Here is a 24900-nt window from a genome sequence, read left to right on the forward strand (position 1 = left end):
CGAAGCGAAGCAATCCAGAGCGGTTTACGCGGGCCCTGGATTGCTTCGCTTCGCTCGCAATGACGAGATTACGGATGCGAGGGGGATAATCGCCGACTTGATCCGGGGTCCATTCGCGCCGCGTTGGAAAAATGGATCCCGGATCAAGTCCGGGATGACGACGGCATTTATAAGTTCACGACCCAGGTCATCGCTCCTGTCCCGTGCGCGGCAGCCTCATCGGTTCCAAAGCCCCGCCATCTCATAGGCAAAAGCCAGAAAGGTCAACGTCAGCCCCACCACGAACAGCCGGTAGGCATAGGCCAGATAACGATATTTGCGCCGCGCGAGGACGATGCCGTTCTGATAGGTATCGCGCAGCATCGTTTCATACATGTCGTCCTCGCTGCGCAGCCGCGCCTTGACCGCGGCGATATAGTCATCCTCCTCCATCTGCGAAAAGCGGCCGAAGAAGAGGATGTTGCTGTGATCCTTGCCGTCCTTGTAAACGACCGGCGGGCCCTTGCCGACGCGCGGGAGCACCGCCGACACCGCGAGCAGCGCCGAGAGGAAGGAAAAGGTCGCGAGAATCGTCAGCGGCATCGCGAGCGCGCCCGCCCCGGCGCGCGCCTGCCCGACGGCGAGGGTGAAGACCACGAAAGTGGCGCCCATCAGGATCGACGCCTTCTGGTCGGCCATTTGCGACAGTTGCATCGTCAATTGCTGGTTGGTGCGCACCAGATGAACCGCGTTCGGCGGATAAGAGGTTGCCGCACGTTCGGGCGGTATCTTTGAATCTGCGCTGTCCATGCCAAGCTGCCCCTGCCCCATTTGCCCCGTCAGCGACCCGCCACAGGGATGACATGAAGTGCCGGGTGCGGCAAGATGCTGCCCTGTTCCCGCCGCAATCGCTTGCCAATCGGCAAGCATCGCGGCATTCCCGCGCGCAACTTTCTACCATTATGGGACGCACCCTATGAGCACCGCCCTGCGCGACCAGATTTTCGGCCTGATCACCCCGTTCAACAAGAAGGGCATCGAACTGACCGACGCGACCACCTTCGCCGGCGACCTCGAGTGGGACAGCCTGACGGTGATGGATTTCGTCGCCGAGGTCGAGGACACGTTCGATATCATCATCAGCATGAACATGCAGGCCGAGATCGAAAATGTCGGCCAGCTCGTCGCCGCGGTCGAAAAGCTGCAGGGCTGACACCGCGATGACCGACCTCTTCACCAAATTCGACCCGCTGATCCAGCAGCGCGAGGCGTTGCTCGCGACCGGCGTCACCGATCCGTTCAGCCTGGTGATGGAAAAGGTGCTCTCGCCGACCGTCGCGATCTGCAACGGGCGCGAGACGATCCTGCTCGGCACCTATAATTATATGGGCATGACCTTCGACGAGGACGTCATCGAGGCGGGCAAGGACGCGCTCGACAAATTCGGCAGCGGGACGACCGGCAGCCGCGTGCTCAACGGCACCTATCAGGGGCACAAGGAGTGCGAGGACGCGCTGAAAGAGTTTTACGCCATGGATCACGCCATGGTGTTCTCGACCGGCTATCAGGCGAACCTCGGCATCATCTCGACGATCGCGGGCAAGGGCGACTATGTCATCCTCGACATCGACAGCCATGCCTCGATCTATGACGGGTGCAAGATGGGCGACGCCGAAATCGTCGCCTTTCGCCACAACGACATCGAGGCGCTCGAAAAGCGCCTGAAGCGCCTGCCCGCCGACGCGGGCAAGCTCGTCGTGCTCGAAGGCGTCTATTCGATGCTCGGCGACGTCGCGCCGCTCAAGGAAATGATCCGTATCGCCAAGGAAAATGGCGCGATGGTGCTGGTCGACGAGGCGCATTCGATGGGCTTCATCGGCGAGCATGGCCGCGGCGTCGCCGAGGCGCAGGGCGTGATCGACGACGTCGACTTCATCATCGGCACCTTTTCGAAGAGCGTCGGTACCGTCGGCGGCTTCTGCGTCTCGAACCACCCGAAGTTCGAGATCATGCGCCTCGTGTGCCGCCCCTATGTGTTCACCGCATCGCTGCCGCCGAGCGTCGTCGCGACCGCCGCGACGAGCATCCGCAAGCTGATGCACGGGTCGAACAAGCGCGCGCATCTGTGGGAAAATTCCAAGACGCTCCACAAGGGGCTCAAGGACCTCGGCTTCACCCTCGGCACCGACGAGCCGCAGTCGGCGATCATCGCCGTCATCATGCCCGACCTCGAACGCGGCGCGATGATGTGGGAAGCCTTGCTCGAAGAGGGGCTCTATGTGAACCTCGCGCGTCCGCCGGCAACCCCCGCGGGCATGACGCTGCTGCGCTGTTCGCTGTGCGCGGAGCATTCGAGCGAGCAGGTCACCGAAATCCTCGGCCGTTTCGAGCGCGCGGGCAAGCGCGCCGGGATTATCGGCTGAACCGAGCGTTCACGCCGACCAGCGGATTCCTTTTCGCGGCGAGTTGAAGCCGCGCGGTCTTCGGTGCTTTGCGGCGCTCGGCTTGTCCGGTAAGAGATGCGCGTGTTCGAGCGGGATATCGACAGCGAAAATGACGGGCGGCGGGAGCGTATTCGCTTCTGGCTGACGATCGTCGTCGGCGCGGTCCTGACCGGTGTGGTCGGGGCGCTCGTCCTGCTGCTCGCGCGCGCCAACGACGATTACGATCGCTCGCTCGGATGGCAGACGCAGAGCATGGAAGTCATTTCGCAGACCCGCTCGGTCGACGCCGCGATCGCACGCGCCGAGGCCGCGCTCGGCCGCTTCGCGGTCGGGCTGCAAAAAGAAGACGGGCGCATCTATGAATATCAATGGGGCCGCGCGCGCCAGTTCATGACGCGGCTGAAGCGCAATGTGCGCGACAATCCCAAACAGATCGCGCTGGTCGAGCAGCTGGCGCGCGAGATGGACAGCCGCGGAGAACAGCTCGGCGATGCGGCGCTCAGCGCCAACTATAATCAGACCGTCGCCGCCATTTCCAAATTTTACGCCGCCGGTCAGGGCGACGGGCTGGCGCGGATCGACGATCTGCTGAGCGAGATCATCGCCAACGAACGCGCCCTGCTGCGCGACCGCAACCGGCTCGCCGCCGCCGACCGCGCCAGCCTCAACCAGGCGATCCTGCTCTTTTCGCTACTCGGCGCCGCCGCGGCGGTCATCGCGATCGGCGCGACCTTCTCCCTGATCCGCGCCGAGGGCGAACGGCGGCTCGCCCGGCGCGAGCAGCTCGTCGAAAGCGACCGCGCGGCGCAGCTCGAAGCCGCGGTCGAGGAGCGGACCGCCGAACTCGCCCACGCCAACGCGGCGCTGCGCAGCGAGATGTCCGACCGCGAGGCGGCGGAGGCGCAGCTGCGCCAGGCGCAGAAGATGGAGGCGGTCGGCCAGTTGACCGGCGGCATCGCGCATGATTTCAACAATATGCTCGCGGTTGTCGTCGGCGGGCTTGAACTGGCGCAGCGCTGGCTCCCCGACACGCCGGACAAGGCGCAGCGCCACCTCGCCAACGCGCTCGACGGGGCCAATCGCGCCGCCGACCTGACGCGGCGGCTGCTGACCTTCGCCCGCTCGGAGCCCGCACGCCCCGAAATGACGCCGATCGACGCGTGCATCGCGAGCTTCGCGCAGCTGCTCGAGCGCACGATCGGCGACCGGATCGCGCTCACGCTCGACCTTCGCGCCGGCGATCTCGCCTGCTGGGTCGACCGCCAGCAGTTCGAAAACGCTCTGCTCAACCTCGCGGTCAATGCGCGCGACGCGATGGACGGCCACGGGTCGCTGACGATCCGCACGCAGGGCGACGGCGAGGAGAAGGCGGCAGCGCTCGCGGTGCAGGTGATCGACACCGGTTGCGGCATGTCGCCCGAGGTTCTCGAACGCGTCTTCGATCCCTTTTACACCACCAAGCCGGCAGGCCAGGGAACCGGCCTCGGCATGAGCCAGGTCTTCGCCTTCTGCCGCCAGTCGGGCGGCGAGGTGCAGATTGCCTCGGCCGAAGGCGAAGGCACGCGCGTTTCGATGCTGCTGCCCATAGCCCAGCCGGTAGCGGAGGCCGCGACGGAAGCCGCGCCGGGCGAGACCGTCGCGCCCGCATCGCCCGCCAACGCGCTCAGCATCCTGGTGGTCGAGGACGATGCGCGCGTGCTGGCGGCGACGGTCGATGCCGTGAGCGAGCTCGGCCATAGCGCGGTCGCGTGCGGCAATCCGCTGGAGGCCGAGGCGTTGGTCGAAGAGCGGCTGGCCGAAGGTGGCGGCGGGTTCGATCTGATCCTGTCCGACGTGCTGATGCCCGAGCTCACCGGCCCCGAAATGGTCGCACAATTGAAACGGCGCTGGCCCGAATTGTCGGTGCTGTTCGTGACCGGCTATGCCGGCGACGCGAGCGAGGACGCCGCTTTCGGCGACCATGACGTGCTACGCAAGCCCTTCACGCTCAGCGCGCTCGACCGGGCGATCCGGCGCAGCGGCGAAACGCGGCCCGACGGCCAGCGGCTCGCGAGTTGAGTCCAGCCGTCATCCCGGCGAAGGCCGGGATGGCAGCTTCATTTACCTTATCGCCCCGCCCCGGATCAGCCGCGGTACCAGCGTCAGCGCGGCGACGAGCGGCCAGCGGCGCTGCCACGGCTTGATCTCGATCTTCGTTCCCGCGTGGCGATTGATCTTCCACGCCAGATAATCGATCCCGCCGGCATAGGTCAGGCTCGCCTTGGCGAGCCGCGCGACGCTGAGCAGCTTGCCCCGGCGCTGCATCCGGCGCCAGCGGCGGCGCGCGGCATTGGGGTGGAGCGAATTGGAAACCTTGCCGTCCGGACCGGCGCCCCGGCGCTCCGCCATCTCGGCCAGCGTCGCCAATGCGAACCGCTCGTATCGATCGGGGTCGGCATCGACGATCGACCCCGACCGCCCCTTGCGCTCGGCGCGTAGCTCGGCCTGATAGGTCTGCGCGAAACCGGCGCGCCAGATGTCGACCGGATCGGTCGCTTGCTCCGGCGCCAATATCGGCAAGGTCAATTCGAACAGCGTGACCGGCGCCTCGGCAACCGCCGCAATCGCGCGGTCCGCCGCGACATGATCGACCGACCAGACAAGGCGGCTCGGCTGGGCAAAGCGCGCCCATACGGACACGTTCGATGCCTCGTCGCTGTTCAGCAACTCGAAGTCGCGTTCGCTGAGCACCGCATATTTGGCGATCAGGCCGCCGTGCTGGAACGGGAAGACATTGGGGGGGATCAGCCGGTTCGCGGCCGCCATCCAGCGTTTCGCATAGGCGTCGCCATAATCGGACACGATCAGATAGAAATCGAGCATCAGCCCGTCGAGCTCGCTCTCGCGCAGGCAACTGCCATAGAAGAGCACCGCGCGCGCGCTGCCCGGATATTGGGCGGCGAGCGCCGCCGCCATCGCGGCGACGCGCGGATCGACGGGGGTCGCGAGCTCTTCGCGAACCAAATGTGCCAATCTTCCCGCATCCCCGAGCGAAGACGAGGGGCTAAGCCGAGCAAAGACGAAGCTGCGTTCCGGTTCTCGCTTCGCTCGAACGGGCCCCTCGTCTTCGCTCGGGGATGCGGATGGAAGGATTGGCTCAGGCATCGCCGAACGGCCCGCGCTCAGGCGGCGAGGCGCAGGAAGGGAACCGGCTGCGTCGAGGTCAGGATGATCGGCGCGCCGTTCTTCGCCTGGAAGATTTCGCCGTCGAGGATGACGTTCGACCGTTCGCCCTCGATACGGATTTCATCGCCCTGCTGGAAATGCACGCCTTCGAGTTGCTTTTGCCCCAGCGTCCCGCGCCAGGTCGCACCGAGCATGCGGAACAGCGCGCCGACGCTGCTGTCGGTCGCGAGCAGCTTCATATTGCCGTTCGTGCCATAGGCTTCGCTCGTGCGGATGCTGAGCAGCAATTTCTCGAGCGTCGTCACGATCAGCAGCGAGAATTTGCCCTTGAACTCGCCCTGACGGATCAGCGACACCGTCATCGGCTCGGGTTTGGGCGGCAGCCGCCCGCCGCCGACGCCGAAGATGATCGCGAACAGCGCGAGCATCGCCGCGAGGAAATGCGAAATCCCGTTGGGCAGGCCGAGCGGATAGATGCGGTTGCGGCAATAGAGCATCACGTCGGCGAGATAGGCGCCGCCGAGGAACATGCCGAGCACCGGGCGCGATTCACCGCCGCTGTCGAGCGAGATCAGCTGGCGCTCGATCACATGATCCTCGAGCCGGCCGCTCCCGACCAGATCGACGACGCGCTGAAGCGCCTTGATCGGATCGCCCTCGGCGCCGAGGTCGAGCGCGATCAAATTGGTCTTGCCGTTCGGGAGCACCGCGACCGGCGGCGGCGAGCCGCCGAAATGGCCGCCCGAATAAAGTTCGGTCAGCGCCGCCTGCACCGTGCCGTCGCCGCCGTTGATGACGACGATGCGCGGGGACACCATCGCCATCGTGCGGATCGCTTCGCCGATCTGGTCGACGTCCTCGACCTCATAGTGAAAAATGTCGGGATGCGCCGCGCAATATTCGCGAACGCGCGGCAACAGGGCGCGGTTGCCTGTCGAACGCGGATTCGAAAGGAGCGCGACGCTAGCCATGTCTTTACATATATTTCATCGAGATGGAGATCGTTCGCGGCGAATCCCCGACCGAAAAGGCCGTCTTCTTGTAGCTCGGCTTGCCGAGGTTGAAGATGTTGATGCTGGGATTGTTCGACATGCCGCCGCCATCGCGCGTGAGGTCGGTCTTGCCGTTGCCGTTGACGTCGTGGCGCACCGCGATGCCATAGACGCCCGCTTCGGGCAGCGGGACGCAGACGGTCATCGACCCGGCGCGCGCCGGCACTTCGGTGCGGGTGAGCCAGCGGCCCTTCTCCAGCCAGTCGGCCGAGGTGCCACGATAGCTTTGTACGCGGATCTTGCCGGTCGACGCCTTGACGCCGCTGATCTGGACCAGCGTCGACGGACCGCTTTTGCACTGCGACAGATCGTTCGAGATGACCCGGCCTTCCGCCTGCGCCGTTGCGGCGACAGCCAGCACGGAAACGCCAAGCAGCCCGGATAGAAATTTCGACATGACCTCAAAACCTCCAGAGGCTATAGCCACATCCGCACACGCTGAGCGCGCGCCGACGTGGGTCCCTGTCGCCCTTGAATCGGCATATCGGAAACAACTGCGGCCAAATCATGGTGATGGGGCGACGAAAGATTGAATAAGCTGCCTGCCATCGACCGCTATATCGCGCGGCTCATCTTCTTTCCCATGCTGGGTTCGCTGGTTCTGGCGTCGATGCTGCTCATCCTGGAAAAAATGGTTCGCCTGTTCGAGTTCGTCTCGGTCGAAGGCGGGCCGGTAAAGGTCGTTTGGCAAATGCTCGCGAACCTCATCCCTGAATATCTCGCGCTCGGTATTCCGATTGGCCTGATGCTCGGGATTCTTCTTGCTTTTCGGCGACTTGCGACGTCGAGCGAGCTTGACGTGCTGAAAGGCGTCGGCATGAGCTTCGGGCGCTTGATGCGCGTGCCCTTCGCCTATGCCATCGCGCTCGCGGCGCTCAATCTTGCTGTTGTCGGCTTCATCCAACCCTATGCGCGCTACGCCTATGAAGGGCTCCAATTCGACCTGCGCTCGGGGGCGCTCGGCGCGTCGATCAAGGTCGGCGAATTCACCAAATTGGGCGACCGCATGACGCTGCGCATCGAGGAAAGCTATAACGACGGCCGGTCCCTGCGCGGTATCTTCGTGCGCGGCGAGCAGCGCGACGGACAGCGGGTGTCGGCGACCGCGGCGCGCGGGCAGTTCCTCGCGACCGATGATCCCAACACGATCATCCTGCGCCTGTCGCAGGGCGTGCTGATCCATGAATCGCCCAAATTTCCGGTGCCGCGCGTCCTGACCTTCGACAATCACGACCTGCCGATCCCGCTGCCCAAGATCGAAGCGTTCCGCCTGCGCGGCGGCGCCGACCGCGAGATGACGATCCCCGAACTGTTCGTCGCGGGCAAGGACAGCAGCCAGCCCGAGCAGACGCGCCTCGAATCGCGGGCGAATTTCCACTTCCGCATCGTCGAGGTGATGTCGATGTTCCTGATCCCGCTGATCGCGGTCGCGCTCGCGGTGCCGCCGAAGCGATCGACCTCGTCGCTCGGCGTCTTCCTGTCGATCGTGCTGCTCGTCACCCAGCACAAGATCAACCAATATGCCGAGGATCTGGGCGCGCGCGGGACGATCGACCCGCTGATCGCGCTGTGGGTTCCCTATCTGCTCTTCGCGGCGCTCGCGATCTGGATGTATTACACGATCGCGCATGTTCCCGGCGGGCAGCCGATCGGCGCACTCGAACGTGTCGCCGCCAAGGCGGCGCAGCGCATCCGCGCGCTCCTTGCCGTCTTCCAGCGCAAGCAGCGGCTTACCTGATGCACCAGCTTCATTTTTTTCCCTCGCGCACGATGGCGCTCTATGTCGGCCGCCTGTTCCTCGTCCGCTCCTTCTCGATCCTCTTCGCGCTCGTGCTGATCCTCCAGACGCTCGACCTGCTCGGCGAGAGCGGCAAGATTCTCGCCGTGGCCGGCAACAGCGATTCGGACGTGTGGCGCTATGTCGGGATGCGGCTGCCGCAGATCATCGAGACCTTCCTGCCCTTTTCGGTGCTGCTCGGCACGATCTTGACGATGGTGACGCTCAACCAGAACAGCGAGGTCATCGCGATGAAGGCCGCGGGCATGTCGGCGCATCAGGTGCTCGCGCCGCTGTTCCTCGCCGCGCTGCTCGTCGCGGGGATCAGCTTCGCCTTCAACGAACGCATCGTCACCCGCTCGACCGCCGCACTCAGCGCGTGGCAGAAAGTCGAATATAAAAAGGTGCCGAAGGATAGCGGGATACGCACCAACATCTGGGTTCGCGACGGCGACGATCTGATCAACGCGACGACGGTCGATACCAGCGGGCCGGTGACCGTCCTCGGCTATGTCACCATCTATGAGCGGACCGGCGGCGTACTGTCGTCGATGCTGTCCGCCGACAGCGCGCGCGCCCTCGCGGGCGGCGGCTGGGAGCTGACGAACGCACGGCGCTTCATCCGCCGTTCGGGCACGCTCGAACCCTTGGGCACGATCGTCGCGGCGAAGAATGTCCGCCCCGACCAGTTCACGCTCGCGCAGGTCGATGGCGACGAGCTGCCCTTCCTGAAGCTCAAGTCCGCGATCGACGACCTCGAAGCCGCGGGGCGCCCGGTCGACGCGCTGAAGGGCGTGCTGTGGCACAAGATTTCGGGGCCGCTGTCGGCGATATTGATGCCGCTGCTGGGCGCGGTCGCGGCGTTCGGGCTCGCGCGCTCGGGCAAGCTGTTCGTGCGCGCGATCATCGGCATGGGGCTGGGCTTCGCCTATTTCGTCGCCGACAATTTCGCGCTCGCGATGGGCGACCTCGGCGCCTATTCGCCCTTCCTCGCGGCGTGGGGGCCGTTCATATTGTTCGCGCTGATCGGCGAGATGATCTTGATCCGGACCGAGGAGTAGCGACGGCAGGCGGAAAATCCGCTTCCCCCTTTCCTTCGCTCATCCTCCCCGAGACGGCAATGGGCCGCGGCACCTCCGCGCCGCGACCCACTGCGACCCATCGAGCCTCTTCGCCTGATGGTTCAGAAACGGAAACGGACGCTTCCCTGCACCGTGCGCCCCAGCGTACGCACGCCGAGCGGCAGCAGCTTTTCCTTCCCGAAATAACGGTAGACGTCGTGGCCGAGGATGTTGCCGCCCTCGAGCGACAGCGTCATCCACTTCACCGGGGTATAGTTGATCGCCGCGTCGAGGCGGTAGGTGTCGTCATTATACCAGGAATAAGCCGGATTGTTCGTCCACACGAACAGGCGATAGGGCGAGCGATAGTTGAACGCGACGCGCGCGCTGAACTTCGGCGTGTCATAGAAGAGCGCGGCGTTCGCGGTCCATTTCGACGTATTGGGTGAATCGAAAGCGCCGGGGAATTCCTCGGGATAGGGATATTCGACGCGTGCCTCCAGGATATGGCTGGCATTGAGGCTGACGCCGAAATTCTTCCCGATGCCGGGCAGGAAGTCGAAGAAGCTCTGCACCGATCCCTCGATGCCTGCGAAAGTGCCGTCGCCGGCGTTGCGCAATTGCTCGACGAAACCACTCTGCCCCGGCAGCCCATATTCGGCGAGATTTTCGACCGGTTCGCGGCTGTAATAAAGGAAGCCTGTCGCCTTCTTGTAATAGCCCGCGAGCGAAATCAGGCCGCCACGACCGAAATAATATTCGGCGCTGGCGTCAAAAGCCTGTTCGCGCTGCGCTTTGAGGCCGGGATTCCCCGCGAAAATGACCGGCGGGTTGGCGCGCGTTTCGGCAAAATAGAAGGGGCGCGTATTATAGAAGCTCGGGCGTTGGACGTTAGTGGTGTAGGATAGGCGCAATTGCAGCTTCGGCGTGAAGTGCAGCAGCGCAGTTACGCTCGGCAGGATGTCGGTATAATTCCCGCGACCGGGCGATTCCTCGACGATGTCCTGGAAACCATTCGACGCGTCGCCGGGGCGATAGTTGAAGCTGAACGATTTACCCCAAGTATTGACGTAACGCACGCCCGCTGACCCGTCGATCGGAAAGCCGAGCGCATCGAAGCCATAGTTGAGCTGACCATAGAAGGCGAAATTATTCTCGGTCGAATCAAAGGTCTGACCCTGGTCGCTCGGCGGGAACTCGCTCGAGAAACGTTCGGCATTGCCGGGGTCATTTTGCTGGATATAGGCGCGGATCGCATCGATATTGTCGCGTACGACCGATCCCGGGATACGATACCAGGACGCGCTGTCGACGCCTGCGATATCGGGTCCGGTCAGGCTGGCGCTGTCACCACCGGGAAAATCGCTGAGCGGGGTGCGCGCGCCGCCGATACGCGGAAAACCGTCGCGATAACCGTAATAGCGGCTGGTAAGGCGGCGGTTATAACGGAAACCCGCCTGAAAATTGCGCAGGAAATGCGCGTCGCTGAGCTGCAGCGTCAGGTCGGCCTGCGCCGCGAACTCCTTGTTCTTCGAACCGCCGCGATTGTCCTGGAAGCGATCGACGACATAGCTGTCGGCATCGGAAAGGTCGGCGCCGTTGAAGGTGATCGACGGCACCCCGCCCTTATACTGGTCCGAGGCGAAATCGACGGTCGCCGACGTCAGCGCGCCGGGGCGCAATATCTGCTCGACGAAATAATTGCCCTCGTTGCTCCAGTTATACTGGACGCTGGCATTGATCTGCGCGCGATCGCCGCGCCAGTGCGCCTCGAAGTTGGTTGTGTAGAGGTTCGAGTGGAACGAGTTATACTGTGCGTCGATGCCTGCGGGGATGCCGTTCGGATTGGTGAGCGTCAGCGACTTCACCGTCTGGCCGTCGGGCATCAGTTCGATGTCGCTGTAACTGTCGGCGGACAGGAAGGGCATATCCTGCACATAGAGCCGCTCGACGGAACGCTTCTCGCGCGAGCCGAGATAACCGCCTTCAAGCACGAAATCGAGATTGTCGCTTGGCTTCCATTGCAGCACCGCGTTGATCGAGGGCCGCGTCACGTGACCCGATTCGAGCCCATATTGGGCGCGATAGGGAATCACGACGGTATCGCCGTCGATCACCGTCTCGAACGGGGATTCACTTTCAATATAATTCTCGCGGTAGAAATTCTTCGTCCACGAGGCGTTGACCAGAAAACCGATCTCTCCGTCGCCCGCGTCCATCCGCTTGGCGACGAGCAGGCTGCCATAGGGGCTGACCTTTTCCGAAATATCGTCATAGACGCCGCGCGCGCTGCCGGCGATCGTCCAGCCGCGATTGAGGTCCATCGGGCGGCGCAGTTCGACATTGACGGTGCCCGCGATCCCGCCCTCGACCTGATCGGCCGTGCGCGTCTTGTAGACGTCGACCTGCTTCAGAAGCTCGGCCGGAATGTCGGCGAGATTGAGCGAACGCCCGTCGCCCAGATTGGTCTGGTTGCCGTTGATCGTCGTCTGAATCTCCGAAAGGCCGCGGATCGTCACGCTCTGCCCCTGGCCGCGGGCACGGTCGATCTGCACGCCGGTCACGCGCGACAGCGCCTCCGGCACATTGTTATCGGGGAGCTTGCCGACGTCTTCGGCGACGACCGAGTCGACGATCTGTTTCGAATTGCGCTTCGTCTCGTTCGCCGCCTCGACGCTGCCGCGGATGCCGACGACGACGATGGTCGCGTCATCGCTTGCTTCGGCGTCGCTCGTGACGCCATCCGCTTCCTGTGCGGCCGCGGCCGTCGGGACGCACCCGAACGCCATCGCTCCGAAAGCCGCCGAACACAGAATCGTCGATCTAATCCGCATTGCCCTGTCTCCCCACTTTTGCTTCGATTCGTTAACTCCTACAATATATCGTATACTGTCCGTCATTAAATGCAAGCCTGGTCTGCGATTCGAAGCGCCTCCCGCCGCGGCCCCTCGTGTACATGGGCCGGGCGCGTGCCATGCTCCTGAAAAGAAAGGCGCGTGGACGAGCTCGTCGAAGAAGCGACCCGCCTGATCGCCGGCTATCTTCGCCGCGCGCCGGCCGCGCGGGGCGAGGCTCGATGATGTTTTTCGGGACCTCGCCGGTCCTGAAAGTGCGATATACCATAGGCAAGCCGGTCCCGCGTGGGCGCCGCGCCCCATCGCGCCGCGCGCGCGGTATGGACGGTGTAGCCGCAGAGCAGGCCATAGAGCGCCAGCCCCTCGACCTGCCAGAAGGGCATCGTCGCCATGTTGAGCAGGAAGAAAGCGAAATGCGCGGCGATCAGCAGGAAGCGGTCGCCGCGCGCTGAAGCCGCCGCCGCGAACATCACCGTCCACAGGGCGATCATCGCCGCCACGCCGAACCAGCCGAGTTCGTAGAGCGTCGACACCAGCGTGTTGTGCGGATAGACCTTGAACACGCCCTCCCAGCTTTCCGGCCCCAGGCCGAACAGATGCTGGAGCGGCGTGCCATCGGCCCAGGCGTAGATATAGCTGCTCCAGATCAGCGGCCGGCCCGACATCACCTGGCGTTCGAGCAGGTCGAAGTCGCGCGGCGGCTTGATCAGCGCCGCCGGGTCGGCGAGGAAGGCGGCGAGGTCGGCGAAACTCTGACTGTAGGACAGCGCCGCGATCGCAAAGAGCAGCACGCCCGCGACGGTCGCCGTCACCGCCATCGCCCCGCGCTGATCGCGCCGCACGCTCATCGTCAGCCCACCGAGGAAGGTCGCCAGCGCGAGCGGCGCGAGCGCGAGGATCGTCGTGCGGTAGCCCGCGAGCAGGATCGCGACGAGCGTAAGGGTCAGAAAGGCGGTGCGCACCGCGCGCGGCGCCGAGCGCGCGAGGCCGCCGACCAGAAACCCCGTCAGCAGCGCGACCGAAAAGGCCGCCTCGTGATTATAGCCGCCGATCCAGACCAGCCCGTCGCCATCCTCTGCCCCCTTGGGCATATTGAGCGCCAGCGACAGCGCCTGAAAGACGAGCAAGGGCAGGAAGGAAACCATCGCCCAGTTCAGGAAGCGCGCCTCGGGATCGCGGCGCAGCGCCTGAAAGGCCGCAATCAGGATCACGATCATATAGGCATATTTGACCGCGACGTTGATGCCGCCCACCAGATCGCCGTTGAGGCTGGCGCTCAGCAGCGCGAGCAGGATCAGGGCATGGACGGGCAGCAGCCATTTGAGCGCCAGATTGGCGGGCCGCACGACGAAGAGCAGCCCGAAGCCGGTCACCGCGATCGAGAGCAGCGCATTGCCCGAAAGCCCGCCCGCGAGCGGCTGGAACATATAGAGATGATAGGCCCCCGCGGTGGTGCGCAGCCACAGCGCCACCACGACGAACGCGCCCGCCACGCTGCCCGCCCGCCGCGCCGCGACGACGAGCGGAACGAGCAGCAGCAGCGTGACGGGTATCAAGATGCCGAGCCCGAAGGCCGGACCATAGGGCAGCGCCTGCGCGGTCACGGCAGCGACAGGTCAGTCGGCATAATAGGGGCGGTACGCCTTGAGGAAGGTGCCGCCATCCTCATAGCCGGCGCGCTCCTGCTCGCGCACGTCGACCAGCGTCAGCACCGCGCCCAGCATTTCGGCATGAACGTCGTAGAGCCGTCGCAACGCCACCGACGCCGCCTTCGACGGCGTCTTGCGCCAGCGCACGAGGAAGACGACGCCGTCCGCCATGCTGGCGATCACGCGCGCCTCGTCGACCGGCAGCACCGGCGGCGTGTCGAGGATAACGAGGTCGTAGCGGTCGCGCACCTGTTCGATCAGCTCGGCGAGCCGCGGACTTTCCGTCAGGCCGATGCCCTTCGAATCGAGCCGTTGCGGCAGCAGGCAGGCGTCAGACAGGCTGTCCTTGACGATCGCCTGATCGAGCGTCGCCTCGCCCGCCAGAACTTCGTCGAGCCCGAGTTCCACGCCCTCGGCGAACTGCCGGCTCGATGCGCGTCGGCGCGCGTCGGCGTCGATCAGCAGCACCTTGCCGCCCGCCGCCGCCATCGCGCGGGCGAGGCCCATCGCGGTCGTCGTCTTGCCTTCGCCCGGCACCGCCGAGGTGATCGCGACGACGCGGACCGGCTGCGCGGCCTCGGCGAACTGGATCGAGGTGCGCAGGGTCCGGAACGCCTCGGCATAGGTCGATTGCGGCCGCTTGACCGGCAGCTCCGCGGGCGGCGCCGGCACGCCCGACTTGCGATAGCCGGGCAGCGTGCGCGCATCGGGGATCGAGGCGAGCGTCGCCAGCCCCAGCGCATCCTCGATCGCGTCGCTCGTCTCGAGCCCGCGCTCGAGCAATTGCAGCAGCACGACGAGCAGCACGCCGATGCCGAGCCCGCCGACCACGGCCATCGCCGCATAGATCAGCATGTTGGGCGAACTGGGCGCGCCGGGAACGCGCGCGCGGCTGACGATATAGGAATCGCTGCGTTCGAGCCCCGATTGCGCGACCGTCTGACGATAGCGGTCGAGAAAGGCCTGATAGAGCGTCCGCGCCGATTCGGCGTTGCGCTCCAACTCGGCGAGCCGCACCGACGCCTCATTGTCGCTCGCGAGCTTGCCCTGCGTCTGCGCGACCGAGCCCGCGAGCGACGCCGCGCGCTGGCTGGCGATGCTCGCCTGGATCGAGGCGTTGGCGACGATGCGCTGCACTTCGGCCGCGATATGCTGGTCGGCGGTGCGGAGCTGGTTCTGCGCCTGGATCAGCGCCGGGTGACGCGGGCCGTAGCGTTTTTCGAGCGCCGCCACCTCGCGCGCCGCCTCGGCGCGCTGGGCGCGGAGCTGGCTGACCACCGGCGAATCGAGCGAGTCGCCGAGTTCCTCGCCGCTCCGCCCGCCGCGCAGCTGCGCGCGCGCCGCCGAAAGCCGTGCCTGCGCCGCCGCATTTTCCGCCTTGGCCTGCGCGAGCTGCGTCGAAAGGCCCGACAATTCCTGCTGCGTCACCGTGCTCGCTTCGGAAACGGCGAAAAGATCGTGCGCGGCGCGATAGTCGGCGACCGCCCGCTCGGCGCCGAGCACCTGCGTGCGCAGATCCTCAAGCCGTTTTTCGAGAAAGCCTTGCGCGCGTTGCGTCGCCTCGGCCTTCGAACCCGCCTGGCCCGCGACATAGTCGTCGACGAGTGCGTTGGCGATCCGGGCCGCCTGCGCCGGCGTATTCCCCTCATAGGACACGCTGATCGCATAGGAGAGGCCGTCGCGCTTCACCGTCAGGCCGCCGAGCAGAGTGCCGATCGCGCGCTGACGCCCGATGAGATCGGGCTGCGCCGCCGGGGCACCCTGCCCCGCTGCCTCGTTGAACGCGGGATCGCGCGCGAGCCGCAGCCGGTCGACCACCCGCCCGATCAGCTCGGGCGAGCGCAGCGCCTGCACTTCGGTATCGACCGCCGCCGAGTCGGGATCGGCGGTCGGAGTCACCGAATCGACATCGATCACCCGCTCGGCCGTCCGTTCGAGCGCGACCTGCGCGGTCGCCAGATAGCGCGGCTCGGCGACGAGATAGGCGGCCGCGGCGACGATAATCGCCGCGACCATCGCCGCGCACAGCACCATCCATCGCCGGCGCAAAATCCCGCCGACATGACGGAGATCGATCAGCGCGCCGCGATCGACCTCGATGCCCGCTTCCCGGCGAAGCGGCGCGTGCCGTGAAAGCGCATCCATGTCACGCGGCGGCCAGGAAGGCGCGCACCGCGGGCGCGATGTCGGGGCGGCCGAGCGCGAGCGCGAGCGTCGCGGTCACGAAGCCGCTCTTGTCGCCGCAGTCGTAGCGTTTGCCGGCAAAGGTGACGCCGTGGAACGGCTGCTGGCCGATCATCCGCGCCAGCGCGTCGGTGAGCTGAATCTCGCCGCCCGCGCCTTCCTCCTGGCTGCCGAGCACATCCATCACCTCGGGCTGGAGGATATAGCGGCCGATGACCGCGAGCCGCGACGGCGCGACCTCCGGCGCCGGTTTTTCGACCAGCCCCTTCACTTCGGTGATCGGCCCGGCCTGCGCGCCCGGGGTGACGATGCCATATTTCTGCGTCTGGTCGGCCGCCACTTCCTCGGTGCAGATCAAATTGCCGCCAAGGTCGTGATAGGCGTCGACCATCTGCTTCAAACAGCCCGGCTCGCCGACCATCAGATCGTCGGGCAGCAGCACCGCGAAAGGCTCGTCGCCGACGAGGCGGCGCGCGCACCATACGGCGTGACCGAGCCCCAGGGGCTCCTGCTGGCGCACGATGGTGATGTCGCCTGGCGACGGACGGGTGCCGTCGAGCGACGACAGCGACTTGCCGCGCCGCGCCATCGCCTCCTCAAGCTCGAAGGCGTGATCGAAATGATCCTCGATCAGGCTCTTGCCGCGGCTGGTCACAAAGATGAACTGTTCGATGCCCGCCTCGCGCGCCTCATCGACGGCATATTGGATGAGCGGCCGGTCGACGACCGGCAGCATTTCCTTTGGCATGGATTTGGTCGCCGGAAGGAACCGGGTTCCAAGGCCGCCAATGGGGAACACGGCCTTGCGTATCTTTCGCATCTTTCCACCCTTTGCTGGTCACTGGGTTCCCCCCCAAAAACCAGTATTCGGATTCCGCAGACACGATCGCCACGTGCTGACGGGAGCGGTTTTCGCCCTTACGCTGCATTGCAGCAAGAGCGCGGCGTCGAAGCGTGTGCAAAGCGCGCCGGGGCTATCTCAGAGCTTCGGCGGGTCGCCCTTGAAGTACACGCCGCCCGGCACCGTCCCGCCGCTGCGCGAGCGGACGAGCGGGGTTCCGGGCGGCACCTGGATGTCGTGCGAGCCGATGATGATCTGGGCGGGCCCGTTGTGGACATCGAAGATCGGCCAGCCGCGGTCGCTCTTCACCACCAGATGATCGATGGTGATGACGAGCGGCTCGCTCGCGCCTTTCACCGCCATGATCGAAAAATGATTGGTGTCGCCGATCCCGCCGATCTTGATCGGATCGATGCTGATCAGCCGCGTCGCGCGGATGCTCGACCACAGGCGGAAATTGCGCGCGTTGCGGCCGCTCGTGCAATCGTCGAGCAATGTCTCGGTCGATTTGAGGTCGAACCCGCCGTCGCTATTGTCCCATGCGGCGCATTGGCGGAACAGGAAGCGCGCATTGCCGCGCTCGGTCGAAAAGCCGTCGCCGTTCCAATATTGCCTGTCGCGGCGCTTCCATTGAAAGCCGCGCATGAAACAGCGTTCGATGCGGAAATCATGCGCGGTGTCGGCAAACCCGATGCCGACGGGCAGGTCGGTCGAGCCGGTGGCGAGCGTGCCGCTCGCGCTGACATCCTCGATCACCCCGTGATGGCTGTCGTAGCGGATGCGCGCAAAGCTGCGTTCGAGGCCGCTCGCCCGCGCGCCGCGCACATGGAGTCCGGCGACGCCCGCCGCCACCAGATCGGGCGCCGCCGTATTTTCGATGACGCGGTAGCCGCCCGCCACCCTGACGTCGGAAATCCGCACATCGCGGACCGGTTCGTTGATCAGGAACAGGCCGTTGCCGACGTCGCGGGCGCGCACGCGGCGATAGACGCCGCCCGAGCGCACGACATAGACGGGCTCGCCGTCCGCGGCGATCTGGACCGCGCTCGCGGCGCGGCGGGAAGACATGTCGGCCATGCCCCGGCGTTAAGCGGAGGGGCCCGCACATGGCGAGCGCGATGCGGCGCGGCGTGGCGCGTCCGGGATCAGCGCAGCGCGGGCGCCGCATCGGCAAGATCGCCGCCGCCCTTGATTGCGAACCGGCGCGCAAGGTCGAAGAAAGGCGGACGGCAGACGCGCCGGATCCGGCTGAAGCGACGAAAACCTGCTTCCCCCGAGCCGATATTCAGCGTCATGCCCGCGCCCGCCTTCGCCAAAGAGGGCGCCCGCCCGTCGATCGCGATCGCCGACGACAGGGTGCGATCGAGCACATGGCGGCGCTCGGCGGCGTCGCGCCCGAAATAAAAGATGACATGCGGCGGCGCGCGCCGGTGGATCGCAGCGATCGCGTCCTCGATCCGGGCATAGTTGCGCAGCGGCAAGATCGGCCCATCGACCTCTTCCTGCATCACCCGCATGTCGTCGCTCGCGTGGCGGATGATATGGAGCGGCATGTCCGTGCCGCGCGGGTGCGCGGTCATCACTTCGCCTCCGCGCGCGCGGGCGTCGTCCAGCAGCCGCGTCCATCGTTGCTGCTCGGCATCGGCCGGCGGCGCTTCGTTCGGCCCCGCCCGCATCGCCGCCCGCCAAAGCCAGCCGGCGATCGCCTCCTCCTCTTCCTCGGGCACGAGCAGATAGTCGGGCGCCAGCGGCACGCGCCCGCCCCGAACACGCTTGCGCGCGATCACCTTGTCGGCGGCCCTGGCGAAATCGGCCGAGCGTCCGAAGATGACCGGCGACTTGCCCGAGCGCGCGATCGTCACGCCGTCGCCCTGTTCCTCGCCGGTCACGAGCAGGTCGAAGGCGAGGCCGGCAAAGACGCCGTCCGATATGACGGCCAATTCGAGCGGGTCGAAGTAGCCGGACGCCAGCCGGGTGACCAGGTCGCCCAGCCGCGGCGACGCGGCGTCGAATTTCAGCATCACGCGATTGCCCGCCGCGAGCGCGCTCGCGATGATACCCGCCGTGTGGAGCAGCGGCAGCGCGGCCGGCGCCGCTATGCCGATCACCCCGACCGGCTGATATTCCACATAGTCGCCGCCGCCCAGCCGCGCGAGCAGCCCGCCGTCGCTTTCGGGGCGCATCCAGCGCCCGACGCTGCCCTGCGCCGCGCGCAACACCGCCAGCGCGGGCGCGACTTCGGTGCGCCGCGCCGACTCGGCGTCCTGATTCGTCTGGTCGGCGGCGAGCGCGGCGCACAACGCGCCGGCATTTTCCCCGATCATCCGCATCGCCCGCGCCAGCCGGTCGCGGCGGACGGCCGGCGACACCGGCAGGTCGGCGAAGAATGCCGCACGTCGCGCTTCCAGCATCCTGCCCTTCCCGCAATTTATCGTATCCAGCTTCTAATCCGACGCCGACGCGTGGCAAGTTCAAGTCGAAGCGTTTCGTCGCATTGCAGCCAAATCGCCCAACCTTCGTTTAGCCGAAGCCGCGAGTTATCTGCTTATAATCCGGGGTCGTTTCCCTATTTTGTCCTATTTTGAATCGCGATTGCGGCAGCATTCGCTTCGCCTTTCAATTGCCTCTTTTCAAAGCTGGCAAGTTGACGCGCGGGGGTCATGCGCGATGATTGTTCGCAAGCGCAGCAAAATCGCCTTCATATAAATAGGGAGCAACGCGGTATGCGTATCGTAATGATCGGGTCCGGCTATGTCGGGCTCGTTTCGGGCGCGTGTTTTGCCGATTTCGGCCATCATGTGACCTGCGTCGACAAGGATGCGGACAAGATCGCCCGGCTTCGCGCCGGCGGCATTCCCATATATGAGCCCGGGCTCGACAATCTGGTCGCGCGCAATGTCGCGGCGGGCAATCTGGACTTCACCACCGAGCTTTCGGAGGCGGTCGGCGCCGCCGACGTCGTGTTCATCGCGGTCGGCACGCCCAGCCGCCGCGGCGACGGCCACGCCGATCTCTCCTATGTCCATGGCGCGGCGCGCGAAATCGCCGGGGCGCTCGCCGGCTTCACCGTGATCGTCACCAAGTCGACCGTTCCCGTCGGCACCGGCGACGAGGTCGAACGGATCGTCCGCGAGTGCAATCCCGCAGCCGAGTTCGCCGTCGCCTCCAACCCCGAATTCCTGCGCGAAGGCGCCGCGATCGAGGATTTCAAGCGCCCCGACCGCGTCGTCATCGGCATCGAGGACGAGCGCGCCCGCGCGCCGATGGAGGAAGTCTATCGCCCGCTGTCGCTGAACACGGCGCCGATCGTCTTCACCCGGCGGCGCACGAGCGAGCTGATCAAATATGCGGCGAACGCCTTTCTCGCGATGAAGATCACCTATATCAACGAGATGGCGGACCTGTGCGAACAGGTCGGCGCCGATGTGCAGGAGGTCGCGCGCGGCATCGGGCTCGACAAGCGGATCGGCGGCAAATTCCTGAATGCGGGCCCCGGCTATGGCGGCTCCTGCTTCCCCAAGGACACGCTCGCGCTGATGAAGACCGCGCAGGATCATGACGCGCCGCTGCGGCTGATCGAGGCGACCGTGGCCGTCAACGAACAGCGCAAGCGCGCGATGGGCCGCAAGATTCTGGCGGCGATCGACGGGCCGGTCCGCGGCCGTACCGTCGCGGTGCTCGGGCTGACCTTCAAGCCCAACACCGACGACATGCGCGACGCGCCGTCCATCGCGATCATCCAGGCGCTGCAGGATGCCGGCGCCAGGGTGCGCGCCTATGACCCCGAGGGCATGGAGGCGGCCAGGGCAGTGCTCAGCGACGTGGACTATGCCCCTTCCGCCTACGCCGCGGCGGAGGGCGCAGCGGCGACGGTGATCGTCACCGAATGGGATGCGTTCCGCGCGCTCGATCTCGCGCGCCTCAAAGCGGCGATGACCGATCCGCTGCTCGTCGACCTGCGCAACATCTATCGCCCCGCGCAGGCCGAAGAAGCGGGCCTGCGCTATGTCGGCATCGGCCGGCCGGACCTGATCGAGGACGCGCTTTCGAACGAAAGGCGCGCGGCATGACGGACGAGAGCCCCATCCTCGTCACCGGCGCCGCGGGCTTCATCGGCCATGCGGTGTCCGAGCGGTTACTCGCGCGCGGCGAGCGGGTGATCGGCCTCGACAGCTTCACCGACTATTATGACGTCGCGCTCAAGAAGGCGCGCACCGCGCGGCTGGCGGACAATGTGGGTTTCCGGCTGATCGACGGCGACATCGCCAGCCCGGGGCTTGTGAGCGAGCTGGTGGAAGCGAACGGCATCCGCCGGATCGTCCACCTCGCGGCGCAAGCGGGCGTGCGCTACAGCCTCGAAAACCCCTTCGCCTATGAGCATAGCAACCTCAAAGGGCATCTCGCGGTGCTCGAAGCGGCGCGCCACGCGGGCACCATCGAGCATCTCGTCTATGCTTCGTCGAGTTCGGTCTATGGCGACCGTCCGATCGGCGGCGCCGGTTTCCGCGAGGACGAGCCCTGCACCGCGCCGGTCTCGCTCTACGCGGCGACCAAGCGCAGCTGCGAGTTGATGAGCCAGAGCTATGCCACGCTCTACCATCTTCCGCTCAGCGGGCTGCGCTTCTTCACCGTCTATGGCCCGTGGGGCCGGCCTGACATGGCCTATTACGGCTTTGCGCAGAAAATCCTGCTCGGCCAGCCGATCGAAGTGTTCGGCGAGGGGCGGATGGCGCGCGATTTCACCTATATCGACGATATCGTCGATGGCATCGTCGGGGTGCTCGACAGACCGCCGGCGGCTGGCGAAAACCGGCTGCTCAACATCGGCGACTGCAATCCGGTCGGGCTGATGGACATGATTTCCACGCTCGAACGCGCGCTCGGCCGGACGGCGGTCAAGCTGATGCGGCCGATGCAGCCAGGCGACGTGACCGCGACCTATGCCGACATCTCGGCGATCAACGCGCTTACCGGATACAGTCCGAAAGTGTCGCTCGAACAGGGGATCGAGCGTTTCGTCGACTGGTATCTGGGCGAAATAGAAAATGGTGGAAGAGGGCCGATGGCAGCGGTGGCCTGAGCCGGGAAATCCGGCCGGGCGCGATTGGAGTTTATGATGCTGCAACGGACAAATATGTCTTCCGGCGATCGCGCGGGGTCGCCCGTCATTTGCGTGACCGGCCTTCGCGGCTTCCCGCACGTCATGGGCGGGATCGAAAGCCATTGCGAGGAACTGCTGCCGCGGATCAAGGCGCTGTGGCCCGATCACCGCTCGGTCGTGCTCGGCCGCGCGCCCTATCTGCCCGAGCTCAGGGCCGAGCATCGCGGGGTCGAGATCGTCGGCATCCCCTGCCCGCGCTCGCAGCATTTCGAGGCGATCGTGTCGACCTTCCTCGCCGTCCTGTCGGCGCGCAGGCGCGGCGCCGGGCTGGTCCATATCCATGCGATCGGTCCCGGCCTGCTGGCGCCGGTCGCGCGGCTGATCGGCCTGAAAGTCGTCGTGACGCACCACGGCACCGATTATCATCGCGCCAAATGGGGCCCGCTCGCGCGCGGCGCGCTGCGCGCCGGCGAGTGGCTGGCGCTCAGCTTCGCCGATCGGGTCATCGCCGTGTCCCCCTCGCTCGCCGCGCAATTGCGGCGGAGCTTTCCCGAGCGCGCGGAGCGGATCGCCTATATCCCCAACGGCACGTCCGACCTGCCCGGCGATGCCGATCCCGCGCTGATATTCGAGCGGCTGGGGATCGAAGGCGGCGACTTCCTCCTCGCCGTCGCGCGCCTCGTTCCCGAAAAGGGCCTGCACGACCTGATCGACGCCTATGAACGGTCGGGCTGCACCGCCAAGCTGGTGATCGCCGGGTCGGCCGATCACGAAAGCGAATATGCGCGTGAACTCCTCGCGCGCGCCAGCGACCGCGTGATCTTCGCGGGCGTCCAGTCGCGCGCGACGCTGAAATGCCTCTATGAACATTGCGCGCTGTTCGTGATGCCCTCCTATCACGAAGGCCTGCCGATCGCGGCGCTCGAAGCGGCGAGCTGCGGCGCGCGCATGCTGCTCAGCGACATCCCGGCCAATCTCGACATCGGGCTCGATCCCGCGAATTATTTTCCCGTCGGCGACGTCACCGAACTCACCGCGCGGCTGAATGCGGATTGCGCCAGCTTTCAGGTCGATCGCGACACCGTCCGCGAACGCTTCAGCTGGGACAAGGCGGCGGCGGACACACTCGAAGTCTATCGCGCCGCGCTTGCGCCGCGCCGGCCGGTTCCGCGCCCTTCCGCCACCCCGGGAACGGCGGGGGGTTAGGGCTGAAATAGCCGTGTCCCCGCCTTTGCGGGAGCACACGGCTTATTCAGACAAAGGTGATCGCGCCCTTAAGCGCGCAGCCGGGCGATCACCTCGGCCCGGTCGGCGGCGTCGATCGCGCCGCTGATTTCGATCTTGCCATCGGCCGTCCGTGCCTGGGCGATCCGCGGCCGCCATGCGCCGGCGCGCCATTGCCAGCTGCGGATACGCCAGCGGCCCGGCGCTTCGGACTCGATCGCCAAGGTTGGGCGGCCGGTGCGGCCGGCCCCGGCGTCATCGTCGTCGCGCCGGGTGCAGGCGCTCGCCGTGGCGGCGCCGGCGATTGACGTCAGCAATGTTCGTCGATCCATCGAATAACCTCCATTGAATGCGGACAGCGCCCGGTCATCACGGCGCGGCGATCTTTTCGGGCACGGTCTGATGCGCGCGCGGGGTGCCGCGCCCGGCAGCTCGTTTGATGACCGCCTTCCCGAGCCGCTGCCCTGGCAGCTCGACCAGCTTATAGGTCACAAAGGCAAGGGCATAGGTCGCGGGCACAACGATCGCGCCGGTCAAGATGAAACGCTCGACCGCGCCGAGCCCGGTGCCGAACCGCCCGATCACCGCCGCCGCGACGGGCTGGAGGATGAGGAGGTGGATCAGGTAGGTCCCATAGGAAAGCTCGCCCAGCCAATAGAAGGGCCGGCTGCCGAACAGCCGCGAAACCAATCCGATGACGCCGAGCGAGCGCAGGTGAACCAGCGCGAAAAAGCCGAACACCAGCAGCTCGCGAACCACGAAATGGGGCACGTCCTGCTCGCCCCCGATCGGGATCGCGGCGAGCAGCATCGCCGCGCCGAGGCGCGTCCACAGCCGCGCAGGGCTCTCGTCCGCACCGGCGGCGATCAACATGCCGGCGAGGAAAAGCTGGAGCTTCAACGGCAGGAAGGACGGCATCGGATAGTCGAGGCCCGCCGCCCCGGCGAGCAGCGCGACGGCCACCCCGCCCCCCGCCGCGACCAGCGCCGACGCGATCCAGCCGAACCGTCGCCCGAGCAATACCAGGAACGGAAAGAGCAGATAGAATTGCATCTCGAGCCCGAGGCTCCAGTCGGGCAGCGGGGTGCGAAAGGCATAATCGGGCAGCAATCCGAACAGGAAGCTCAGATGCAGCGCGATGTTCGTGAGACTGCCGTCGAGATAGCGTTCGGGCGGCTGCAGCGACTGGCCGAGGAAGCTGTCGATCGCGACGCGGCCCTCATAGATCGCCGGTCCCGCGATCAGCGCGGCGGCGAGCGTGACATAGAAAAGCGGCGCCAGCCGGAAAAAGCGCCGCGTCCAGAAGGCGGCCCAGGTGCCGGGCACGGTCCAGTCCTCGCGGCCCGCGCGCAGCCGGTATTGGAACATCATCAGAAAGCCCGAGAGCAGGATGAACAGATCGACGCCGAGGTCGGGCTTGCTCATCAACGGCAGCCGGAAACCGGTGAGGATCATCATATGTCCGAGCAGCACCCAGAGCGCCGCGACGCCGCGCAAGCCGTCCAGACACTCGACGCGCCGAATGTCCATTACTCATCTCCGCAAAGCTTCATCGGTGCCGCTGGTGA

Annotated in this window: 20 protein-coding genes; 8 read left to right on the forward strand and 12 right to left on the reverse strand. The window is 65.9% G+C overall.

Annotation, left to right across the window (positions count from 1 at the left end):
- Nucleotides 1–216: 216 nt before the first annotated feature.
- Nucleotides 217–789 carry a Pycsar system effector family protein gene (locus QZL87_RS14535; RefSeq protein ID WP_295320683.1) on the reverse strand — a complete coding sequence of 191 codons (573 nt, stop codon included), beginning with the start codon at nucleotides 787–789 and terminating at the stop codon, nucleotides 217–219.
- Nucleotides 790–955: 166 nt separating this feature from the next.
- Here QZL87_RS14535 and QZL87_RS14540 point away from each other — a divergent pair, with 166 nt between their 5' ends.
- From QZL87_RS14540 to QZL87_RS14550, 3 genes are all read left to right on the forward strand, one after another.
- On the forward strand, nucleotides 956–1192 hold the full coding sequence (locus QZL87_RS14540) for an acyl carrier protein (protein ID WP_295320686.1): 237 nt from the start codon (nucleotides 956–958) through the stop codon (nucleotides 1190–1192).
- A gap of 7 nt (nucleotides 1193–1199) precedes the next feature.
- Nucleotides 1200–2402 carry an aminotransferase class I/II-fold pyridoxal phosphate-dependent enzyme gene (locus QZL87_RS14545; RefSeq protein WP_295320689.1) on the forward strand — a complete coding sequence of 401 codons (1203 nt, stop codon included), beginning with the start codon at nucleotides 1200–1202 and terminating at the stop codon, nucleotides 2400–2402.
- 96 nt (nucleotides 2403–2498) lie between these two features.
- Nucleotides 2499–4481, forward strand: a complete 1983-nt coding sequence (locus QZL87_RS14550; RefSeq protein ID WP_295320692.1) for an ATP-binding protein — start codon at nucleotides 2499–2501, stop codon at nucleotides 4479–4481.
- A 42-nt stretch (nucleotides 4482–4523) separates the two neighbouring features.
- Here QZL87_RS14550 and QZL87_RS14555 read toward each other — a convergent pair whose 3' ends face one another.
- The 3 genes from QZL87_RS14555 to QZL87_RS14565 form a co-directional block, all read right to left on the reverse strand.
- Nucleotides 4524–5378, reverse strand: a complete 855-nt coding sequence (locus tag QZL87_RS14555) for a hypothetical protein (RefSeq protein ID WP_295326953.1) — start codon at nucleotides 5376–5378, stop codon at nucleotides 4524–4526.
- Nucleotides 5379–5584: 206 nt separating this feature from the next.
- Nucleotides 5585–6559 (reverse strand): acylglycerol kinase family protein, encoded by a 975-nt coding sequence (locus QZL87_RS14560; protein ID WP_295320693.1) that lies wholly within the window; start codon nucleotides 6557–6559, stop codon nucleotides 5585–5587.
- 4 nt (nucleotides 6560–6563) lie between these two features.
- Nucleotides 6564–7037 carry a DUF2141 domain-containing protein gene (locus tag QZL87_RS14565; RefSeq protein WP_295320694.1) on the reverse strand — a complete coding sequence of 158 codons (474 nt, stop codon included), beginning with the start codon at nucleotides 7035–7037 and terminating at the stop codon, nucleotides 6564–6566.
- Nucleotides 7038–7169: 132 nt separating this feature from the next.
- Between QZL87_RS14565 and lptF the strand changes: the two genes are divergently transcribed.
- The gene (lptF, locus tag QZL87_RS14570; RefSeq protein ID WP_295320697.1) at nucleotides 7170–8378 is read left to right on the forward strand and encodes an LPS export ABC transporter permease LptF; all 1209 of its coding nucleotides are present in this window, start codon (nucleotides 7170–7172) and stop codon (nucleotides 8376–8378) included.
- Nucleotides 8378–9478 (forward strand): LPS export ABC transporter permease LptG, encoded by a 1101-nt coding sequence (gene lptG, locus QZL87_RS14575; RefSeq protein ID WP_295320699.1) that lies wholly within the window; start codon nucleotides 8378–8380, stop codon nucleotides 9476–9478. Before lptF ends, lptG begins: the two co-directional genes overlap by 1 nt.
- Before the next feature lie 122 nt (nucleotides 9479–9600).
- On the opposite strand, the gene QZL87_RS14580 is transcribed toward lptG, so the two are convergent.
- The 6 genes from QZL87_RS14580 to QZL87_RS14605 form a co-directional block, all read right to left on the reverse strand.
- On the reverse strand, nucleotides 9601–12267 hold the full coding sequence (locus QZL87_RS14580; protein WP_295320700.1) for a TonB-dependent receptor: 2667 nt from the start codon (nucleotides 12265–12267) through the stop codon (nucleotides 9601–9603).
- Nucleotides 12268–12515: 248 nt separating this feature from the next.
- Complete coding sequence (locus QZL87_RS14585; protein WP_295320702.1) at nucleotides 12516–13937, reverse strand: hypothetical protein; 1422 nt, start codon at nucleotides 13935–13937, stop codon at nucleotides 12516–12518.
- Nucleotides 13938–13949: 12 nt separating this feature from the next.
- On the reverse strand, nucleotides 13950–16127 hold the full coding sequence (locus QZL87_RS14590) for a polysaccharide biosynthesis tyrosine autokinase (protein ID WP_295320704.1): 2178 nt from the start codon (nucleotides 16125–16127) through the stop codon (nucleotides 13950–13952).
- A gap of 1 nt (nucleotide 16128) precedes the next feature.
- The gene (locus QZL87_RS14595) at nucleotides 16129–16986 is read right to left on the reverse strand and encodes a UTP--glucose-1-phosphate uridylyltransferase (RefSeq protein WP_295320708.1); all 858 of its coding nucleotides are present in this window, start codon (nucleotides 16984–16986) and stop codon (nucleotides 16129–16131) included.
- Between the two features lie 159 nt (nucleotides 16987–17145).
- Nucleotides 17146–18084: a hypothetical protein gene (locus QZL87_RS14600; protein ID WP_295320709.1), complete on the reverse strand. Its 939-nt coding sequence runs from the start codon at nucleotides 18082–18084 to the stop codon at nucleotides 17146–17148.
- A 68-nt stretch (nucleotides 18085–18152) separates the two neighbouring features.
- Nucleotides 18153–19418 carry an aldehyde dehydrogenase family protein gene (locus QZL87_RS14605; RefSeq protein WP_295320710.1) on the reverse strand — a complete coding sequence of 422 codons (1266 nt, stop codon included), beginning with the start codon at nucleotides 19416–19418 and terminating at the stop codon, nucleotides 18153–18155.
- A 312-nt stretch (nucleotides 19419–19730) separates the two neighbouring features.
- Between QZL87_RS14605 and QZL87_RS14610 the strand changes: the two genes are divergently transcribed.
- The 3 genes from QZL87_RS14610 to QZL87_RS14620 are packed head-to-tail and all read left to right on the forward strand — an operon-like array spanning nucleotide 19731 to nucleotide 23314.
- Nucleotides 19731–21077, forward strand: a complete 1347-nt coding sequence (locus QZL87_RS14610) for a UDP-glucose/GDP-mannose dehydrogenase family protein (protein WP_295320711.1) — start codon at nucleotides 19731–19733, stop codon at nucleotides 21075–21077.
- Nucleotides 21074–22087, forward strand: coding sequence for an NAD-dependent epimerase/dehydratase family protein (locus tag QZL87_RS14615; protein WP_295320714.1), 1014 nt, complete (start codon nucleotides 21074–21076; stop codon nucleotides 22085–22087). Before QZL87_RS14610 ends, QZL87_RS14615 begins: the two co-directional genes overlap by 4 nt.
- Before the next feature lie 54 nt (nucleotides 22088–22141).
- Nucleotides 22142–23314, forward strand: coding sequence for a glycosyltransferase family 4 protein (locus tag QZL87_RS14620; protein WP_295320716.1), 1173 nt, complete (start codon nucleotides 22142–22144; stop codon nucleotides 23312–23314).
- A 68-nt stretch (nucleotides 23315–23382) separates the two neighbouring features.
- On the opposite strand, the gene QZL87_RS14625 is transcribed toward QZL87_RS14620, so the two are convergent.
- Nucleotides 23383–23664, reverse strand: coding sequence for a hypothetical protein (locus QZL87_RS14625; protein ID WP_295320718.1), 282 nt, complete (start codon nucleotides 23662–23664; stop codon nucleotides 23383–23385).
- Between the two features lie 37 nt (nucleotides 23665–23701).
- Nucleotides 23702–24862, reverse strand: coding sequence for an acyltransferase (locus QZL87_RS14630; RefSeq protein ID WP_295320721.1), 1161 nt, complete (start codon nucleotides 24860–24862; stop codon nucleotides 23702–23704).
- Nucleotides 24863–24900: the final 38 nt, after the last annotated feature.

Source organism: uncultured Sphingopyxis sp. (genome assembly GCF_900078365.1).
In the GTDB taxonomy this organism is placed as follows: domain Bacteria; phylum Pseudomonadota; class Alphaproteobacteria; order Sphingomonadales; family Sphingomonadaceae; genus Sphingopyxis.

Excerpts from the sequence above, each read along its gene's own strand:
- QZL87_RS14535 (WP_295320683.1), bottom strand. The coding sequence starts at position 789 with ATGGACAGCGCAGATTCAAAGATACCGCCCGAACGTGCGGCAACCTCT.
- QZL87_RS14540 (WP_295320686.1), top strand. The coding sequence starts at position 956 with ATGAGCACCGCCCTGCGCGACCAGATTTTCGGCCTGATCACCCCGTTC.
- QZL87_RS14545 (WP_295320689.1), top strand. The coding sequence starts at position 1,200 with ATGACCGACCTCTTCACCAAATTCGACCCGCTGATCCAGCAGCGCGAG.
- QZL87_RS14550 (WP_295320692.1), top strand. The coding sequence starts at position 2,499 with ATGCGCGTGTTCGAGCGGGATATCGACAGCGAAAATGACGGGCGGCGG.
- QZL87_RS14555 (WP_295326953.1), bottom strand. The coding sequence starts at position 5,378 with ATGGCGGCGGCGCTCGCCGCCCAATATCCGGGCAGCGCGCGCGCGGTG.
- QZL87_RS14560 (WP_295320693.1), bottom strand. The coding sequence starts at position 6,559 with ATGGCTAGCGTCGCGCTCCTTTCGAATCCGCGTTCGACAGGCAACCGC.
- QZL87_RS14565 (WP_295320694.1), bottom strand. The coding sequence starts at position 7,037 with ATGTCGAAATTTCTATCCGGGCTGCTTGGCGTTTCCGTGCTGGCTGTC.
- lptG (WP_295320699.1), top strand. The coding sequence starts at position 8,378 with ATGCACCAGCTTCATTTTTTTCCCTCGCGCACGATGGCGCTCTATGTC.
- QZL87_RS14580 (WP_295320700.1), bottom strand. The coding sequence starts at position 12,267 with ATGGCGTTCGGGTGCGTCCCGACGGCCGCGGCCGCACAGGAAGCGGAT.
- QZL87_RS14590 (WP_295320704.1), bottom strand. The coding sequence starts at position 16,127 with ATGGATGCGCTTTCACGGCACGCGCCGCTTCGCCGGGAAGCGGGCATC.
- QZL87_RS14595 (WP_295320708.1), bottom strand. The coding sequence starts at position 16,986 with ATGCGAAAGATACGCAAGGCCGTGTTCCCCATTGGCGGCCTTGGAACC.
- QZL87_RS14600 (WP_295320709.1), bottom strand. The coding sequence starts at position 18,084 with ATGGCCGACATGTCTTCCCGCCGCGCCGCGAGCGCGGTCCAGATCGCC.
- QZL87_RS14605 (WP_295320710.1), bottom strand. The coding sequence starts at position 19,418 with ATGCTGGAAGCGCGACGTGCGGCATTCTTCGCCGACCTGCCGGTGTCG.
- QZL87_RS14610 (WP_295320711.1), top strand. The coding sequence starts at position 19,731 with ATGCGTATCGTAATGATCGGGTCCGGCTATGTCGGGCTCGTTTCGGGC.
- QZL87_RS14615 (WP_295320714.1), top strand. The coding sequence starts at position 21,074 with ATGACGGACGAGAGCCCCATCCTCGTCACCGGCGCCGCGGGCTTCATC.
- QZL87_RS14620 (WP_295320716.1), top strand. The coding sequence starts at position 22,142 with ATGTCTTCCGGCGATCGCGCGGGGTCGCCCGTCATTTGCGTGACCGGC.
- QZL87_RS14625 (WP_295320718.1), bottom strand. The coding sequence starts at position 23,664 with ATGGATCGACGAACATTGCTGACGTCAATCGCCGGCGCCGCCACGGCG.
- QZL87_RS14630 (WP_295320721.1), bottom strand. The coding sequence starts at position 24,862 with ATGGACATTCGGCGCGTCGAGTGTCTGGACGGCTTGCGCGGCGTCGCG.